This window comes from Rhodococcus sp. NPDC049939, assembly GCF_040656415.1.
Lineage (GTDB): Bacteria > Actinomycetota > Actinomycetes > Mycobacteriales > Mycobacteriaceae > Rhodococcus_F.
The window spans coordinates 117,386-133,968 of record NZ_JBFAMC010000005.1 but is presented as its reverse complement, the minus strand read 5'-3'; the positions used below and the strand labels follow the sequence as shown (position 1 = coordinate 133,968).

At 64.6% G+C, this 16,583-nt stretch carries 18 protein-coding genes; 10 read left to right on the top strand and 8 right to left on the bottom strand.

Annotated features, from left to right (window positions below; all coding sequences use genetic code 11):
• Positions 1-52 precede the first annotated feature (52 nt).
• The 6 genes from AB0I57_RS17540 to AB0I57_RS17515 all read right to left on the bottom strand — a co-directional run bounded on the left by AB0I57_RS17540 (position 53) and on the right by AB0I57_RS17515 (position 5,749).
• Positions 53-811 (bottom strand): sirohydrochlorin chelatase, encoded by a 759-nt coding sequence (locus AB0I57_RS17540; RefSeq protein ID WP_358337910.1) that lies wholly within the window; start codon positions 809-811, stop codon positions 53-55.
• 1 nt (position 812) lies between these two features.
• Positions 813-2,132, bottom strand: a complete 1,320-nt coding sequence (locus AB0I57_RS17535; protein WP_358337907.1) for a GTP-binding protein — start codon at positions 2,130-2,132, stop codon at positions 813-815.
• A gap of 2 nt (positions 2,133-2,134) precedes the next feature.
• Positions 2,135-3,082: a sulfate adenylyltransferase subunit CysD gene (gene cysD, locus AB0I57_RS17530; RefSeq protein WP_358337905.1), complete on the bottom strand. Its 948-nt coding sequence runs from the start codon at positions 3,080-3,082 to the stop codon at positions 2,135-2,137.
• On the bottom strand, positions 3,079-3,816 hold the full coding sequence (locus AB0I57_RS17525; RefSeq protein ID WP_358337902.1) for a phosphoadenylyl-sulfate reductase: 738 nt from the start codon (positions 3,814-3,816) through the stop codon (positions 3,079-3,081). The genes cysD and AB0I57_RS17525 overlap by 4 nt, the downstream gene beginning before the upstream one ends.
• Positions 3,813-5,540, bottom strand: coding sequence for a nitrite/sulfite reductase (locus tag AB0I57_RS17520; RefSeq protein ID WP_358337898.1), 1,728 nt, complete (start codon positions 5,538-5,540; stop codon positions 3,813-3,815). Before AB0I57_RS17520 ends, AB0I57_RS17525 begins: the two co-directional genes overlap by 4 nt.
• Positions 5,541-5,659: 119 nt before the next feature.
• Positions 5,660-5,749 (bottom strand): Ms4527A family Cys-rich leader peptide, encoded by a 90-nt coding sequence (locus tag AB0I57_RS17515; protein ID WP_358337895.1) that lies wholly within the window; start codon positions 5,747-5,749, stop codon positions 5,660-5,662.
• 137 nt (positions 5,750-5,886) lie between these two features.
• Here AB0I57_RS17515 and AB0I57_RS17510 point away from each other — a divergent pair, with 137 nt between their 5' ends.
• Positions 5,887-7,230 (top strand): coproporphyrinogen-III oxidase family protein, encoded by a 1,344-nt coding sequence (locus tag AB0I57_RS17510; RefSeq protein WP_358337892.1) that lies wholly within the window; start codon positions 5,887-5,889, stop codon positions 7,228-7,230.
• A gap of 5 nt (positions 7,231-7,235) precedes the next feature.
• Here the strand turns inward: AB0I57_RS17510 and AB0I57_RS17505 are convergent, their stop codons facing one another.
• Positions 7,236-7,553 (bottom strand): type II toxin-antitoxin system VapB family antitoxin, encoded by a 318-nt coding sequence (locus AB0I57_RS17505; RefSeq protein WP_358337889.1) that lies wholly within the window; start codon positions 7,551-7,553, stop codon positions 7,236-7,238.
• Positions 7,554-7,765: 212 nt separating this feature from the next.
• Between AB0I57_RS17505 and hrcA the strand changes: the two genes are divergently transcribed.
• The 9 genes from hrcA (at position 7,766) to era (ending at position 16,013) form a co-directional block, all read left to right on the top strand.
• Positions 7,766-8,809, top strand: coding sequence for a heat-inducible transcriptional repressor HrcA (gene hrcA, locus AB0I57_RS17500; protein WP_358337886.1), 1,044 nt, complete (start codon positions 7,766-7,768; stop codon positions 8,807-8,809).
• A gap of 122 nt (positions 8,810-8,931) precedes the next feature.
• A complete protein-coding gene (gene dnaJ / locus AB0I57_RS17495; RefSeq protein WP_358337883.1) occupies positions 8,932-10,077 on the top strand; it encodes a molecular chaperone DnaJ in 1,146 nt (381 codons plus the stop codon).
• 2 nt (positions 10,078-10,079) lie between these two features.
• Positions 10,080-10,841, top strand: coding sequence for a 16S rRNA (uracil(1498)-N(3))-methyltransferase (locus tag AB0I57_RS17490; protein ID WP_358337880.1), 762 nt, complete (start codon positions 10,080-10,082; stop codon positions 10,839-10,841).
• Between the two features lie 44 nt (positions 10,842-10,885).
• Positions 10,886-11,647: an alpha/beta hydrolase gene (locus tag AB0I57_RS17485; protein WP_358337877.1), complete on the top strand. Its 762-nt coding sequence runs from the start codon at positions 10,886-10,888 to the stop codon at positions 11,645-11,647.
• A gap of 141 nt (positions 11,648-11,788) precedes the next feature.
• Positions 11,789-12,862, top strand: a complete 1,074-nt coding sequence (locus tag AB0I57_RS17480; protein ID WP_358337874.1) for a PhoH family protein — start codon at positions 11,789-11,791, stop codon at positions 12,860-12,862.
• A 36-nt stretch (positions 12,863-12,898) separates the two neighbouring features.
• On the top strand, positions 12,899-13,444 hold the full coding sequence (gene ybeY, locus AB0I57_RS17475; RefSeq protein WP_358337871.1) for an rRNA maturation RNase YbeY: 546 nt from the start codon (positions 12,899-12,901) through the stop codon (positions 13,442-13,444).
• 20 nt (positions 13,445-13,464) lie between these two features.
• Entirely contained in the window at positions 13,465-14,778 is a 1,314-nt protein-coding gene (locus AB0I57_RS17470) for a hemolysin family protein (RefSeq protein WP_358337868.1), read from the top strand.
• The gene (locus AB0I57_RS17465) at positions 14,771-15,094 is read left to right on the top strand and encodes a cytidine deaminase (protein ID WP_358337865.1); all 324 of its coding nucleotides are present in this window, start codon (positions 14,771-14,773) and stop codon (positions 15,092-15,094) included. Before AB0I57_RS17470 ends, AB0I57_RS17465 begins: the two co-directional genes overlap by 8 nt.
• A gap of 1 nt (position 15,095) precedes the next feature.
• Positions 15,096-16,013 (top strand): GTPase Era, encoded by a 918-nt coding sequence (gene era, locus AB0I57_RS17460; RefSeq protein WP_358337862.1) that lies wholly within the window; start codon positions 15,096-15,098, stop codon positions 16,011-16,013.
• Here era and AB0I57_RS17455 read toward each other — a convergent pair.
• Positions 16,010-16,582 carry a TetR family transcriptional regulator gene (locus tag AB0I57_RS17455; protein ID WP_358337859.1) on the bottom strand — a complete coding sequence of 191 codons (573 nt, stop codon included), beginning with the start codon at positions 16,580-16,582 and terminating at the stop codon, positions 16,010-16,012. The two genes, era and AB0I57_RS17455, sit on opposite strands and share 4 nt — an antisense overlap.
• Between the last annotated feature and the right edge of the window lies 1 nt (position 16,583).

The following is a 16,583-nucleotide window of genomic DNA, read 5'->3' as shown; positions in this document are numbered from 1 at the left end:
CGGCGGTATGCGCTCGAACTGACTGCGGGCCTCGCGGGCGCCACCCGCGCCCTCAGGCCGACAATTCGTGATGGGTCGTCAGGGCCGCCAGTGCGAGCGAGTAGAGGTCGAGCATGACGTCGATCAACAGGGGATGCGATCCGATGGTGGCTGCATAGGTGATGCCGGGCCCGCACTTTTCCGCAATGTGGCTGAGCCGGTCCGTGAGCAGTCCCGGGGCCAGGAACCAGGGTGCAATCACAATGCGGTCGGCGCCCGCACCTCGTACGGTCGAGATCGCCTGCCGCACGCTCGGTTCGGTGGAGGTCGCAAAACAGCTGATGCCACCGGACCAGGGGGTACCCGCGACGACAGACTCGGCCAGCAAGCGAATGCGGTCGTTCGCTGCCGGGTCGGAGGTGCCGACGGCGGCGAGAATCACACCGAGACCGGGATTCTCGGCCCCACCGTAGGTTTCGGCGATGCGCTCGCGGACGGCGTCGATCAACCGCGGATCCTGCCCGAGTACGTCTGCCTGCTGGATCTGCAGGTGAGGATGGCGCAAGCGGACGACGTCGAGCACTGCGGGGAGGTCCGTGCGTGCGTGAAATGCGCTACTGAGCAGCATCGGCACCACTACAGCCGAGGAGTGTCCCTCGGCGACGACGGCGTCGAGGGCTTGGTCGACGGTCGGTGCGTTGAGGTCGAGGAAACACAGCCGGACATCGAGGTCGGGCCGTCGTGCGCGGAGTGCGGACACGGCAGCCGCCACCACCCGCGCACTGCGAGGGTCGCGACTGCCGTGAGCGACAGCGATGAGCGGGGTCGTCACATCAGACGCGGTTACCAAGTTCGATCCCGGAGAGTGCGTCCCCGACCAGTCCTGCTGCCAGTGTGTTTCCGCCTGCCGGGTCGATCAGCAGGAAGCTGCCGGTGTGCCGGTTGACGGTGTAGTCGTCGGCGACGATCGGATCGGCAACCCGGACGGAGATCCTTCCGATCTCGTTGAGTTCCAACGACTCCGGATTCGGGTCGGAGGAGAGCTCCTGTTCGTCGAGACGCTCCGACAGCGAGCCGACAATGGCCTGCGTGGTTTTCGTGCCGTGTTTGAGCAGCAGCCGGGCGCCGGGGCGCAGGGGCTTCTCGGCCAGCCAGCACACGGTGGCATCGAACTCGCCGAGCGGCTCGGGTGCACCGGTCGCCGACGCTATTACATCGCCGCGCGAGACGTCCACGTCGTCTGCGAGCACGATGGTCACGCTGCGGCCCGCGTGTGCGGCATCCAGTTCCCCGTCGGCGGTGTCGATCCGCTCGACCGTGGTCCGGACGCCGGACGGAAGGATGACTACCTCGTCACCCGGACGCGTCTCGCCGGCGGCGATCTGCCCGGCATAGCCGCGGTAGTCAGGGAACTCGGATGTGCGCGGCCGGATTACGTACTGGACTGGGAACCGCAGGCCCACCCGATGGGGCTCCGCGTCCACCGGCACGGACTCGAGGTGCTCGATGAGAGTCGGGCCGTCGTAGTACGGCGTGTTCTGCGAGCGCTCGGCCACGTTGTCGCCGTGCAGTGCGGATACCGGGATTTCGAGGACGTCGTCCGAGGACCAGCCCAGTGAACGCGTGAGTGAGTTGAACTCGGCTGAAATGTTCGCGAACACCGTTGCCGGGTCCTCGACCAGGTCGATCTTGTTGACCGCGAGCACCAGCTTGGGAACGCCGAGCAACGACAGCACAGCGGCATGTTTGCGGGTTTGGGAGATGACTCCCTTCCGTGCGTCGACCAGCAGGATCACCAGTTGCGCGGTGGACGCTCCGGAGACGGTGTTGCGGGTGTACTGCACGTGGCCGGGGGTGTCGGCGAGCACGAACGAGCGGCGTGGCGTCGCGAAGTACCGGTACGCCACGTCGATCGTGATGCCCTGCTCACGCTCGGCTCGCAGACCGTCGACGAGGAGCGAGAGATCGGGAGTGGACAGCCCCTTGTCTACCGACGCGCGGGTGACGGCGTCGATCTGATCGGCGAGAACCGATTTGGTGTCGAACAACAGCCGGCCCACCAGGGTGGACTTCCCGTCGTCGACGCTGCCTGCCGTGGCCAGGCGCAGGAGTTGTGTCTCGCTTCGCGGGCTACGCTCGTGAAGGTCGCTCATGATCAGAAGTAACCCTCTCGCTTGCGGTCTTCCATGGCCGCTTCGGAAACTCGATCGTCGCCGCGGGTGGCTCCGCGCTCGGTCAGGCGGGACGCCGCGACCTCGGCGAGGATCGCCCCGTTGTCAGCGGCGTCGGACAGCACAGCGCCGGTGGTGGAGCCGTCGCCGACAGTGCGGTAACGCACCGATCGGGTCTCGAGCACCTCGTCCCCGTTCGGTCCACCCCACACGCCCGGGGTCATCCACATCCCGTCGCGCTGGAACACCTGACGCTGATGCGCGTAGTAGATGCTGGCAAGCTCCACGTCGTCACGGGCGATGTATCGCCAGATGTCGAGCTCGGTGAAGTTGCTCAGCGGGAAGACCCGCACCTGCTCCCCGGGCGAGTGCTTGCCGTTGTACAGGTTCCACAGCTCGGGGCGCTGCTTCTTCGGATCCCACTGCCCGAATGCGTTGCGCAGCGAAAAAATTCGCTCTTTGGCGCGAGAACGTTCCTCGTCGCGACGGCCGCCGCCGAACACTGCGTCGAAGCGATTCTCGGCGATCGCGTCGAGCAGAGGGACGGTCTGCAGGGGGTTGCGGATCCCGTCGGGACGCTCGGTGAGCCGGCCATCGGCCAGGTAGTCCTCCACTTTTGCCACGTGCAGGCGCAGGTTGTACTTCGACACGACGTGGTCGCGGAAGTCCAGGACTTCGGGCAGATTGTGGCCGGTGTCGACGTGCAGCAAGGCGAACGGCAGTGGTGCAGGCCAGAAGGCCTTGATCGCCAGGTGTAGCAGCACTGTCGAGTCCTTGCCGCCGGAGAACAAGATCACCGGGCGCTCGAACTCACCCGCCACTTCGCGGAAGATGTGGATCGCTTCCGACTCGAGGGCGTCGAGTGTGTCGAACTGGGATCCGTCGAGCTGCGGACGCGTCATGGCGGGAGAAGGGTTGATGTCGATTGTCATGATGCGTGCAACCCGCATTCTGTCTTGGATCGACCGGCCCAGCGACCGCTGCGCGGGTCACTGCCCGGGGCGGGCTTGATGGTGCACGGAGCGCACCCGATGGACGGATAGCCCTCGTCGACGAGCGGATTCACCAGAATCGAGTGCTCCTCGATGTAGGCCTGCATCTCGTCGTCAGACCACGCGGCGATCGGGTTGATCTTCACCAGCCCGAAAGCCTCGTCGAACGAGATCAGCGGAGCGTTGGCACGCGTCGGTGACTCCACTCGCCGGATGCCGGTGACCCACGCCTGGTATCCGGCGAGGGTCTTCTTCAACGGAGCAACTTTGCGCAGCGCGCAGCACCGGTTGGGATCGCGAGCGAAGAGGTCCTTGCCCTCCGCGGCGTCCTGCTCGGCGACCGACATCTCGGGTTTGGCGTTGACGATGTTCACGCCGTACACCTGCTCGACCGCGTCACGGGTCCCGATGGTCTCGGCGAAGTGGTAGCCGGTGTCGAGGAACAGTACGTCCACGCCGGGGTGTACCTGAGCGGCCAGGTGGACGAGTACGGCGTCCTGCATGTTGGACGCCACGATGTAGCCGCTTCGATCCCCCGTCGCTGCGCTCGCCCCGCCCGAGAACGTGTCCTCGGTCCACTGCAATAGTTCTCGAGCCGTGGCGCCTTCGAGGTTCGCCGCGCCCTGTGAGGCGATCCGCCGGAGATCGTCCAGGGTGTCCGTTGTCGATGTCATCTCAAGTCTCCTTCGTCTGCGCGCAACACCCATTCCGCGAAGCGCTCACCCTCGTTGCGCTGCTTCACGAATTGCCGGACCACGCGGTCGATGTAGTCGCCGAGCTCACCGGTGGTCACCTTGTGCTGGCGCAATTTCCGGCCGAAGCCGGCGTCGAGGCCGAGGCTGCCGCCCAGGTGGACCTGGAAGCCCTCCACCTGGTTGCCATTGCCGTCGTCGACGAGCTGTCCCTTGAACCCGATGTCGGCGATCTGCGAACGCGCGCACGAATTGGGGCAGCCGTTGATATTGATCGTCACCGGCACGTCGAGCTGAGCATTGATGTCGGCCAGGCGCTCCTCCAGTTCGGGGACGAGAATCTGCGAGCGCTTCCGGGTCTCGGCGAAGGACAACTTGCAGAATTCGATGCCCGAGCAGGCCATCAGATTCTTGCGCCAGTGTGACGGGCGGGCGGGCAGGCCGATCTCGTCGAGTTCGGCGATCAGACGTTCGAGCTTGTCGTCGGCGACATCGAGAATGATCAGTTTCTGGTACGGCGTGAAGCGGATCTTGTCGCTGCCTGCGCGTTCGGCGGCGTCGGCGACCTTCGCCAGTATCGTTCCGGACACACGACCGGCGATGGGGGCGACACCGACGGCGTTGAGACCGTTCCGGGTCTTTTGCACACCGACGTGGTCGATCGGACGGACGGGCTTCTCTGGGGCGGGACCGTCGATCAGCTTGCGCCCGAGGTACTCGGTCTCCAGCACCTCACGGAACTTCTCGATGCCCCAGTCCTTTACGAGGAACTTGAGCCGGGCCTTCGACCTCAGCCGTCGGTACCCGTAGTCGCGGAAGATCGAGACGACCGCTTCCCAGACGTCGGGCACCTCCTCCAGCGGAACCCAGACGCCGACGCGCTGCGCGAGCATCGGGTTGGTGGAAAGGCCGCCCCCGACCCACAGGTCGAGGCCGGGTCCGTGCTCGGGGTGATTGACGCCGATGAAGGCGACATCGTTGATCTCGTGCACCACGTCCTGCTGGCCCGAGATGGCGGTCTTGAACTTGCGCGGGAGGTTCGAGTACTCGGGCTTGCCGACGTAGCGACGGACGATCTCTTCGATCGCGGGGGTCGGGTCGAGTACCTCGTCGAGGGATTGTCCGGCCAGCGGAGAGCCGAGCACGACACGGGGGCAGTCGCCGCACGCCTCGGTTGTCTTCAGGCCGACGCCCTCGAGGCGATTCCAGATCTCCGGAACGTTCTCGACCTCGATCCAGTGGTATTGAACGTTCTCGCGGTCGGACAGGTCTGCGGTGTCGCGGGCGAAGTCGGTGGAGATGCCTGCGAGGGTGCGTAGCTGCTCCACGTTCAGTGCGCCGCCGTCGCAGCGCACCCGCATCATGAAGTACTCGGCCTCGAGTAGGTCGATGTTCTCGTCACCGGTATAGGTGCCGTCGTAGCCCTGCTCACGCTGTGTGTAGAGGCCCCACCAGCGCATACGGCCACGTAGGTCGCTCTTGTCAATGCTGCCGAAGCCCTGCTTCGAGTAGATGTTCTCGATGCGGGCGCGGACGTTGAGCGGGTTGTCGTCCTTCTTGACCTGCTCGTTCGCGTTGAGCGGCTCCCGGTACCCGAGGGCCCACTGGCCCTCGGCGCGGCGCTTGGCAGGCCTGGGCGTGCGCGTTCGAGTGGGCGCAGGAGCCTTTTCGGCCGCAGCGCGGGATGCGTCGGTGGTCGACGTCATTAAGCTCTCCTGAATCTCACTCCGCACCGGTCTGGGCCGAGGAGGACTGGTTCTCGCTCGGGAATCTGATCCGGCCGGAAGTCGAGAAGAAAATTGACGGGGCTGACTGTCTGGCGTATCTACGCGCAACAGGGCAGACAACAACAGCTGCAGACACGTTTGAGGTCGACGTGGCGACGCGCCACAAGTCGCACTCCGAGTCCGGTCATGCGGTCAATTGTGCCACGCTGAATTGTCGATGCGGCGTCGGGCGCAGATGTTTGCCCTTTGTGTGGGCAATATCGCAATCAGGACTGTGGGCTCGGACGGGAGAAGTCGCGCTCCTCGGACCTGGAAGACTGACAGGGTGAGTGAAGTGAGCACGTCTGGCGACGGCCGACGGGAGTCGGCGGGTTTCGAGTTGTCTGCGCGGGCGCTGGCAGAGGTTCGGAATCGGCCGTTCGGGATCTACGTGCACGTGCCCTTCTGTGCCACGCGATGTGGATATTGCGATTTCAACACCTATACGGCCGGCGAGTTGGGGACGTCGTCGTCGCCGCAGTCGTGGATGGAGGCTCTTCGCCGAGAACTCGACGTCGCGGCGGAAATGATGGTCGGCCCGGCGGTCGACACCATCTTCGTCGGAGGTGGGACACCGTCACTGCTCGGTGGCGACGGACTGGTGGATGTCCTCGATGCGATCCGCACGAGTTTCGGAGTGGCGCGCGGCGCCGAGGTGACCACGGAATCGAACCCGGAGTCCACGTCGCCGGAATTCTTCGATCGCCTGTGGGCAGGTGGATTCACAAGGGTCTCGCTGGGCATGCAGTCGGCTGCGCAGCACGTTTTGAGAGTGCTCGACCGCACTCACACGCCGGGGCGCGCGCAGGCGGCGGCGCTGGAGGCGAGGGCGGCGGGGTTCGAGCACGTCAATCTCGACCTCATCTATGGGACACCAGGCGAACGGGACGAGGATCTGGACGCGTCGCTGGATGCAGTGCTGGCGGCCGGGGTGGACCATGTTTCCGCGTACGCACTGATCGTGGAGGACGGAACGGCGTTGGCGAGGAAGGTGCGCCGGGGCGAATTGCCCGCACCCGACGACGACGTCCTGGCATCGCGGTACGAGCGCATCGACGCGCGGCTGTCAGCGGCGGGTCTGACTTGGTACGAGGTGTCGAACTGGGCGCGGGCGAGCGAAGCGACGGGGGATTTGCGGCGGGCGAGCGAAGCGACGGGGGATTTGCGGCGGGCGAGCGAAGCGACGGGGGATTTACGACTCGCGAGCGAAGCGACGGGGGATTTACGACTTGCGAGCGAAGCGACGGGGGAGTCTCGTTGTAGGCACAACCTGGGGTACTGGGACGGCGGGAACTGGTGGGGCGCCGGGCCAGGTGCCCACAGTCACGTCGGGGGTGTGCGTTGGTGGAATGTCAAGCATCCGGCGCGCTACGCGGAAGAGTTGGCGGCGGGTCGACTGCCCGTTGGTGGAAGTGAGCAGCTGACAGCCGAGGACCTCCACGTCGAGCGGGTGATGTTGACGGCTCGGCTGCGCACGGGACTGCCGGTGGCGGAACTGGATGCCGAAGAGCAGTGTGCGGCCGAGGAGGTCGTGGCAGACGGGCTGCTGGTGCGTGAAGGCAACCGCTTCGTGCTGACCGATCGGGGACGACTGCTGGCCGACGCGGTTGTCCGAACCGTACTGCGGTAGCGGCGTCAGCCCGTGAAGATGCCAGGCATCTCGTCGTAGTCGAAGACTCGTGCATGCAGCACGACGCGGTTGCGTAGGGCCGAACGCACCGCACGGTGCAACCCGTCCTCGAGGTAGATGACCCCGTGCCACTGCACCGCGTGCGGGAACAGGTCGCCGTAGAACGTGGAGTCTTCGGACAACAACCGGTCGAGCTCCAAGACCTTGGTGGTGGTCACAATCTCGTCGAGACGCAATTGTCGAGGAGGGATCTTGGACCAGTCGCGTTGCGACAGCCTGTGGTCCGGGTACGGCTTACCGTCCATGACGCCTTTGAAAATCATCGTCTGTCATCCCGAGGGGTCGGTGCCCCACTTGCTCGTTTCCGGTCTCAACAGTAAGGGTAGGGCGGGAAATGACGGTCCGCCGATTAGACTGGACAAAGACTAGAATGCGCGTGCGAATGCACGTTGCTCAGGGGATTATGACGACCGATTCGAATACTAGTTCGGTGTGGCGGTCGCTCGTACTGATCGGGAACTGGAGGTGAATGGCGATGTCGAACACGGAAGACAGGCGGTTCGAGGTTCTCCGCGCGATCGTCGCCGACTACGTCTCCACACAGGAGCCGGTGGGATCGAAGGCGCTGGTAGAGCGGCACAACCTGGGTGTCTCGAGTGCGACTGTGCGTAACGATATGGCGGCTCTCGAGAGCGAGGGATACATCGCCCAGCCGCACACGAGTTCCGGCCGCGTTCCGACCGACAAGGGCTATCGGGAGTTCGTCGACCGCATCGCCGACGTGAAGCCGCTGTCGAACGCTGAGCGCCGTGCGATTCTCGATTTCTTGGAGTCGGGCGTCGATCTGGACGATGTTCTCAGGCGTGGTGTTCGCCTCCTCGCGCAACTCACACGCCAGGTGGCGGTTGTGCAATATCCCACACTGTCGGCCTCTTCCGTGCGGCACCTCGAGGTGGTGGCACTGACCCCGGCTCGTCTGCTGCTGGTACTCATCACCGACTCCGGCCGTGTCGATCAGCGCATTGTCGAGCTCGGTGGTGCGCTCGACGACGAGGACCTGTCGCGGCTGCGCAGCCTTCTCGGTGGTGCGCTGGAGGGCAAGCGGTTGGCGGCGGCGTCGATCGCGGTTTCGGAACTGGCCAGCGAGGCCCCGCAGGGTTTGCGTGATGCGGTGATCCGGTCAGCCACGGTGCTGGTGGAGACCCTCGTCGAACATCCCGAGGAGAGGCTGGTCCTCGGCGGCACTGCGAATCTGACCCGCAATGCAGCAGACTTCAGTGGTAACAGTGGGTTCCCGGGGTCGTTGCGCGCGGTTCTCGAGGCACTCGAGGAGCAGGTGGTGGTCCTCAAGCTGCTGGCCTCCACTCAGGAGACCGGCACCGTCACGGTGCGGATTGGTGAGGAAACGCAGGTCGAGCAGATGCGCGGCACTTCCGTCATCTCCACCGGTTACGGAGCGGCAGGCACGGTACTCGGCGGAATGGGGGTGCTCGGACCCACACGCATGGACTATCCGGGAACAATCGCGTCGGTAGCTGCTGTTGCGAGATACATCGGCCAAGTGCTCGCCGAGCGCTGACGACGGGCCTCGGTGCAAGCTGGAGTCACGGGCGAGACTTGTAATGGAGTAGCGACGGTGGCCGGTGACCCGACAACCGAGATTACCGACACAACGAAGTAGAGAAGGACGAGAGACTCAACGTGGCACGGGATTACTACGCAACGCTCGGCGTCGACAAGAATGCGACCGATCAAGAACTCAAGCGGGCGTATCGCAAACTTGCGAGAGAACTGCATCCCGATGTGAACCCGGATGAAGCTGCCCAGGCCCGGTTCCGGGATATCTCGACGGCCTACGAGGTGTTGTCGGATCCAGAGAAGCGCCGCATTGTCGACCTCGGCGGCGACCCGTTGTCCTCGGGTGGTGGCGGCGGAGGCTTCGGGGCCGGTTTCGGTGGCGGTCTCGGGGATGTGTTCGAGGCATTCTTCGGCGGCGGCGGTGGTGCCGGGCGGGGTCCGCGCGGCCGTGTGCAACCGGGGGCGGACGCTCTCCTGCGAACCAAATTGACATTGGCCGAGTGCGCTACGGGTGTGAGCAAGCACGTCACCGTCGAGACCGCGATTCTGTGCGACGCTTGCACGGGGTCGGGTACCAACGGTGACTCGAAACCGGTGCGCTGCGAAACATGTGGCGGTGCGGGCGAGGTCCAGTCGGTGCAGCGGTCGTTCCTCGGCCAGGTCATGACTTCCCGTCCTTGCCCCACCTGCCGTGGTGCGGGCGAGACCATCCCGGACCCGTGCCGCAAATGCGATGGTGACGGACGGGTGCGCTCCCGTAGGGACATCACGGTGAAGGTGCCCGCCGGTGTCGCTGGTGGGATGCGGATCCGGCTTGCCGCACAGGGCGAGGTGGGACCCGGCGGAGGTCCCGCCGGAGATCTGTACGTCGAGGTGATCGAGCAGCCGCACGAGGTATTCGTTCGTGACGGCGAGGACCTGCACTGCACGATCCGGGTCCCGATGATCGACGCTGCTCTCGGCACAGCGGTCACGATCGACACCATCATCGACGGCCCCAAGGAGATCACCATCGAGCCGGGCACGCAGCCGGGCGCGGTTACGGTGCTACGCGGGCACGGCATGCCGAAGTTGCGGACCGGAACACGTGGTGATGTCCACGCTCATCTCGAGGTAGTGGTTCCTTCGAAGCTCGATCACAAGGAGACGAAGCTTCTGCGCGACCTCAAGGATCTCCGCGACCGCGATGTGGCCGAGGTCGTGTCGACGCAATCGCAGCACAGCGGTGGATTGTTCTCACGCCTGCGTGAAGCCTTCAGCGGTCGCTGACCGTGGCGGCCACGGTCTTCTTTCTCGATCCGCTGCCTGAAGTCGGGTGCACCGCCGTTCTGGACGGTTCCGAGGGCAGGCACGCGGCGACCGTGCGCCGGATCGGTATCGGGGAGCGGATCATGCTGGCAGACGGTCACGGAGGTCTCGCAGACTCGGAAGTGACGGCTGCGGAAAAGAATCGGTTGGAATTGACTGTTCACGCGCGAAGTCAAATTCAGCCGCCATCGCCGACTGTCACTGTGGTGCAAGCACTTCCGAAGGCGGAGCGATCCGAACTGGCGGTCGAACTGGCAACCGAGGCTGGTGCTGACGCGATCGTGCCGTGGCAGTCGTCGCGCTGTGTGGCGCGATGGGACGGCCCGAAGGTCGCAAAAGGGGTGGCGCGCTGGCGTAGCGCCGCTCTGGCCGCAGCGAAGCAATCGAGGCGGGCGATCGTGCCCGAGGTGTCGGAACCAGTCCGGACGGCGGGAGTGCTGTCCTTGGTGCGTGAGGTCGTCGCCCGCGGTGGAGTGGTCGCCGCACTGCACGAGTCTGCGGCGCTGGGCTTGTCCGAACTCTCGTTGCGCTCGGTGGGCGAAATCGTGTTGATCGTCGGACCCGAGGGTGGCATCTCCGACGAGGAGATCGCGTCGTTGACGGAGGTGGGCGCGGTGCCGGTGTTGCTCGGACCGCACGTTCTTCGGACATCGACCGCAGCAGCCGTGGCGTTGGGTGCGCTCGGTGTGCTCACCGACCGCTGGGGCGCGGCGCCACTGTCCTGATCGGCCAGGGCTGAGCCGATCCACTCCGATTAGCCTGGTGAACCGTGGACCGCATTCTGATCAATTACGGAACCGAACCCCAGCAGTTCGGGCACTTCTACATGCCGGACCAGCCGGTTTCTTCGCCGCTGCCTGTGGTGATGATCGTGCACGGCGGGTTCTGGCGCGGCGAGTACCACCTCAACCTCGGTACGGGATTCGCAGTCGACTTGGCGCGCAATGGACTCGCGGTGTGGAACGTCGAGTACCGACGGCTCGGTGCGGGCGGGGGATGGCGGGAAATGTCGACCGATGTCGTCGCCGCGCTGGAGGCGATCGCGGGACCGGTAGCCGAGCGGTCTCCGGTACCGCTCGACCTCAACCGGATCCGGATTGTGGGGCACTCGGCCGGTGGACAGCTCGCGGTGTGGCTCGCAGGTGAACCGGACCTGAAGGTGCGCCCGGAATTGGTGGTGTCGCAGGCCGGCGCGCTGGATCTTGCAACGGCAGCGGAGCGGGGTCGCCGGATCGGATACATCGAGGATCTTCTCGGTGTGCCCTACGAAGATGATCCCGACGCGTACCGGTCGGCGTCCCCGCACCACCGGATTCCGGTGGGAGTTCCGGTGGTGTGCGTGCACGGCGCCGAGGACCTCCAAGTCCCGGCGAAGGTCAGCGTTCGGTACAGCAAGGCCGCGGCCGTAGCTGGGGACCAGGTCGCTTTGCACGTCGTGGAGGGTGAGGACCATTTCGCGTTCCTCGATCCCGACACGGAGTGCTGGACGATCTCGCGGAGGGCGCTACTGTCCGGCGGCACCCAGTTCTGACCGGTGGTCCAGGTATCGCTCGACAGTGTTCGGCAGCGATAGCCAATTAGGTGGGCCGCCGGGTGTCCCAGCGCTAGACTTTGGTCATCACGACACCCGTCGCGAATCCCCGGGAACCGGAAAGTAGGCCATATTCCACACGTGAGTGAACAACACCAGACCGGCGAGACGTTCGGCGCGACACGCCCGACGGAACGCACGGTGCGTTCGAGTATCGAACTTCCCCCCGACACCGTCCCGCCTCTGCTGGGTTCCTCCGACGAGAATCTTCGCGCCTTGGAACTGGTTCTGGACGCTGACATCCATGTTCGGGGCAACACGGTCACACTTGTGGGGAAACCGGGTGACGTGGCGCTCGCCGAACGTGTCATCGCCGAGCTCTGCGCGATCGTCGACCGCGGTCAACCACTTGGCGCCGACACCGTCCGTCGCACGGTCGGCATGCTCACGCAGGGCCTGAGCGAATCACCCGCGGAGGTCTTGACCCTCGACATCCTGTCGAGGCGCGGTAAGACTATCCGGCCGAAGACACTCAACCAGAAGAGGTATGTCGACGCGATCGACGCGCACACCATCGTGTTCGGCATCGGACCCGCGGGTACGGGCAAGACCTATCTGGCCATGGCCAAGGCGGTACAGGCGCTGCAGACCAAGCAGGTGTCCCGGATCATCCTCACCAGACCGGCGGTCGAGGCGGGTGAGAGGCTCGGATTCCTGCCGGGCACGCTGCACGAGAAAATCGATCCGTACCTCCGGCCGCTGCACGACGCGCTCCACGACATGATGGACGCCGAGGCCATTCCGAAGCTGATGCAGTCGGGAGTGATCGAGGTGGCTCCGCTGGCGTACATGCGTGGTCGCACGCTCAACGATGCGTTCATCATCCTCGACGAGGCGCAGAACACAACAGCCGAGCAGATGAAGATGTTCCTCACCCGCCTGGGGTTCGGTTCGAAGGTCGTCGTCACCGGCGACTCCACCCAGGTGGACCTGCCCGGAGGATCCCGGTCGGGGCTTCGTGCCGCCACCGAGATACTCGGGGACGTCGACGACATCTACTTCGCCGAACTCAACAGCAGTGACGTGATCCGGCACCGCCTGGTGTCCGACATCGTCGACGCGTACGAGCGTTTCGAGGCCGGGGTCAATGAGAAGGTCGAGTTCGGAAATCGCGCGCAGCGTAGAGCTGCGCACGCGCGTTCTCCACGACGGTAGGGTGAGTGCCGCCGAAACCAGGAGGAAGCGACACACATGAGCATCGAAGTCTCGAACGAATCGGGTATGGACGTCTCCGAAGAGGAGTTGATCAGCGTTGCCCGATTCGTGATCGCGAGGATGGACGTGCACCCCGCCGCCGAGTTGTCGATGTCCCTGGTGGACTCAGCCACGATGGCCGATCTCCATATGCGGTGGATGGATCTACCCGGTCCGACCGACGTGATGTCGTTTCCCATGGACGAACTCGAGCCCGGCGGTCGTCCGGACTCGCCCGAGCCCGGACCGTCGATGCTCGGCGACATCGTGCTGTGCCCGTCCTTCGCGGCCGAACAGGCTGACCAGGCCGGTCACTCGCTCTCGCGTGAACTCGCCCTCCTTACCGTGCATGGAGTTCTCCATCTTCTCGGCTACGACCACGCTGAGCCAGAGGAAGAGAAGGAGATGTTCGGCCTGCAGAACGAGTTACTCGAGGGCTGGTACGAGGATCTGCGAAAGGCCGAGATCGACGCCGAACTTGCCGCCCGGGATCAGAAGCTGCTCGGCAAGGCGGCCGGGTTCTTCGATTCGCCGGATCAGTAACTCCACGTGGAGGGTCTTCTGTGAATAGCGCCATCGCGCTTATCGCCCTTGCGATCGTCCTCGTCCCACTCGGTGGTATCTTCGCCGCGGTCGATTCCGCTCTCAACACGATCTCGTCCGCGCGTATCGAGGAGATGGCGAAGGATGGCCGGCCGGGAGCGACCCGGGTGCTCGGCATCCTGAAGGATCGACCGCGTTATGTGAATCTCATGGTGCTGCTGCGCATCCTGTGCGAGATCACCGCGACGGTTGTGCTTGTCGGTGGACTCATCGACCTCCTCGAACCTGCATGGGCGCTGACGATTACCGCGATCGTGATGGTGCTGGTCGACTACGTGGTGATCGGGGTCGGCCCCCGTACGCTCGGCCGCCAGCACGCCTACTCGATCTCGTTGGCCGCGTCGGTTCCCTTGCAGTTCATCGGAACTCTGTTGGGACCGATCAGTCGCCTCCTGATCCTCGTAGGAAATGCGATCACACCGGGCAAGGGATTTCGCGAGGGACCCTTCGCATCCGAGATCGAACTGCGTGAACTCGTCGACATGGCGCAGGAGAGCGGCGTGGTGGCAGCCGAGGAACGCCGGATGATCCAGTCGGTATTCGAGTTGGGTGATACTCCGGCCCGTGAGGTGATGGTGCCCCGTACCGAGATGGTGTGGATCGAGAGCAACAAGAGCGCAGGGCAGGCGACGTCGCTGGCCGTCCGAAGCGGGCACTCGCGGATTCCCGTGATCGGCGAGAATGTCGACGACGTGCTCGGGGTCGTCTATCTCAAGGACCTCGTACAGCAGACCTACCATTCACGTGACGGCGGACGCGGCGTCAGCGTCCACGACGTGATGCGCCCCGCCGTCTTCGTGCCGGACTCCAAGCCCCTCGACAGCTTGCTCGCGGAGATGCAGCGCGACCGCAACCACATGGCTGTTTTGGTGGACGAGTACGGAGGAATCGCCGGACTGGTCACGATCGAGGACGTCATCGAGGAAATCGTCGGCGAAATAGCGGACGAGTACGACCAGGACGAGACGCCGCCGATCGAGGATCTCGGCGCAGGGATGTTCCGCGTGTCTGCTCGACTGCCGATCGAGGATCTCGGCGAACTGTTCGGAATCGAACTCGAGAACGACGAGGTGGAAACCGTTGGAGGGCTGATCGGACACCAACTCGGCAGGGTTCCGCTCCCGGGATCGGAGGTCGAGTCCCAAGGATTGGTTCTGCGAGGTGAGGGTGCTCCCGACGTGCGCGGGCGAGTTCGGGTCACCACGGTCTTCGTGCAACGCGTGTCCGCAGAAGAGGACGAAGACGACAACGCACAGGAGAGTGACGATGGCTGAACTGAGCGCCGAGGATGCCAAGTTGGTTGTACTTGCACGAGGAGCGCTCGGCCGCACCGGAAGTGGTCAAGGGGCTGCCGTCCGAGATCTCGACGGGCGCACCTACTCGGCAGGCGCGGTCTCGCTGAAGTCGCTGTCGTTGACAGCACTGCAGGCCAGCATCGCTGCGGCGGTGTCCAGTGGCGCCGAGGGCTTCGAGGCTGCAGTCGTGATCGGCGCGAACTCGGAAGATCCGGGTATCGTCGCGCTACACGAAGTCAGTGCGCAGGCGGTCGTCGTCTCCGCGCGAGCAGATGGATCCGTGATCGAGGAGTGAGATGAGCAACACCGAATTCCGTTCCGGATTCGTCTGTTTCGTCGGGCGGCCCAACACGGGTAAATCTACGTTGACCAACGCGCTGGTTGGCGCCAAGGTTGCGATCACGTCGTCGCGTCCTCAAACCACGCGCCACACAATCCGTGGCATTGTGCATCGTGACCACGCGCAGCTGATTCTCGTCGATACTCCGGGACTGCACCGTCCTCGAACGCTTCTCGGACAGCGACTCAACGACCTCGTGAAAGACACCTACTCCGAGGTCGACTTGATCTGCCTGTGCATTCCGGCGGATCAGAAGATCGGCCCCGGCGATCGGTGGATCGTCGAGCAGGTGCGTCAGATCGCGCCGAAGACCACGGTTGTCGGCGTCGTGACGAAGATCGACAAGGTCGGCAAAGACGAGGTAGGGAAGCAACTGCTGGCTGTGTCCCAACTCCTCGGTCCGGAGACCGACGTCGTCCCCCTTTCCGCCGTGTCCGGTGAACAGGTGGAGGTCTTGGTCGACGTTCTCGCATCGAAGATGGAGGAGGGCCCGGCGTTCTACCCGGATGGCGAACTTACCGACGAACCCGAGGAAACGCTGATGGCCGAACTCATTCGTGAGGCCGCGCTCGAAGGTCTCGGTGACGAGTTGCCGCACTCCCTCGCGGTGGTGATCGAGGAGATCATCCCCCGCGAGGGCCGCACCGAGAAGCAAGGCGAACTACTCGATGTCCATGCGCTGCTGTACGTCGAGCGCTCGTCCCAGAAGGGCATCGTGATCGGCAAGGGCGGTGCCCGGCTGCGTGAGGTCGGGACGAGGGCTCGCCTGCAGATCGAGAAACTGCTCGGAACCAAGATATTTCTCGAACTGCACGTCAAGGTCGCCAAGGACTGGCAACGAGATCCGAAACAGCTTGGCCGCTTGGGCTTTTAGCCCGGTGGCGCTTGGACCGAGGAGTTGAGCAGCAACAGCACGGATGCCGAGATGTCGTGATCGCCACCGCTTCCGGTGGCAAGCCTCCTCAGTTGTAGTCCGGTGATGGTGGCGACGATCGTCGGCGCGATCGTGGCGGCGTTGGGGACGCCGAGGGCGGTAAGTATCGTCACCGTCAATTCCTCGTACGCGGCAAAACACTCTTCGGCGGCCTGCCGCAGCTCGTGGTCGCGTCCGGCGTGGACGTACAGCTCGAACGGTGCGATCTCCTCGGCAGAGAAGGTCAGATCCTTCGCCACCTTCTCCGTCAGCGCTGCGGCATCGACGAGACTCAGGCCCTTGTCGCGGTACTCGTTCGCCAGGTCCGCGAGGCGTTGTGTCTCTTGGGCCACGAACCCCGACAAGGCTGCGCGCAGCAGGTCCGTCTGAGTGGGGAAGTGGTAGGTGATCGATCCGAGTGACACCCCGGCCTTTGCAGCGATTCGCCGATTGGTGACACCCGGAATGCCCTCCGTACCGATGATATGGAGGGCCGCCGCGAGGACTCGATCACGAACGTCCGTGGACACC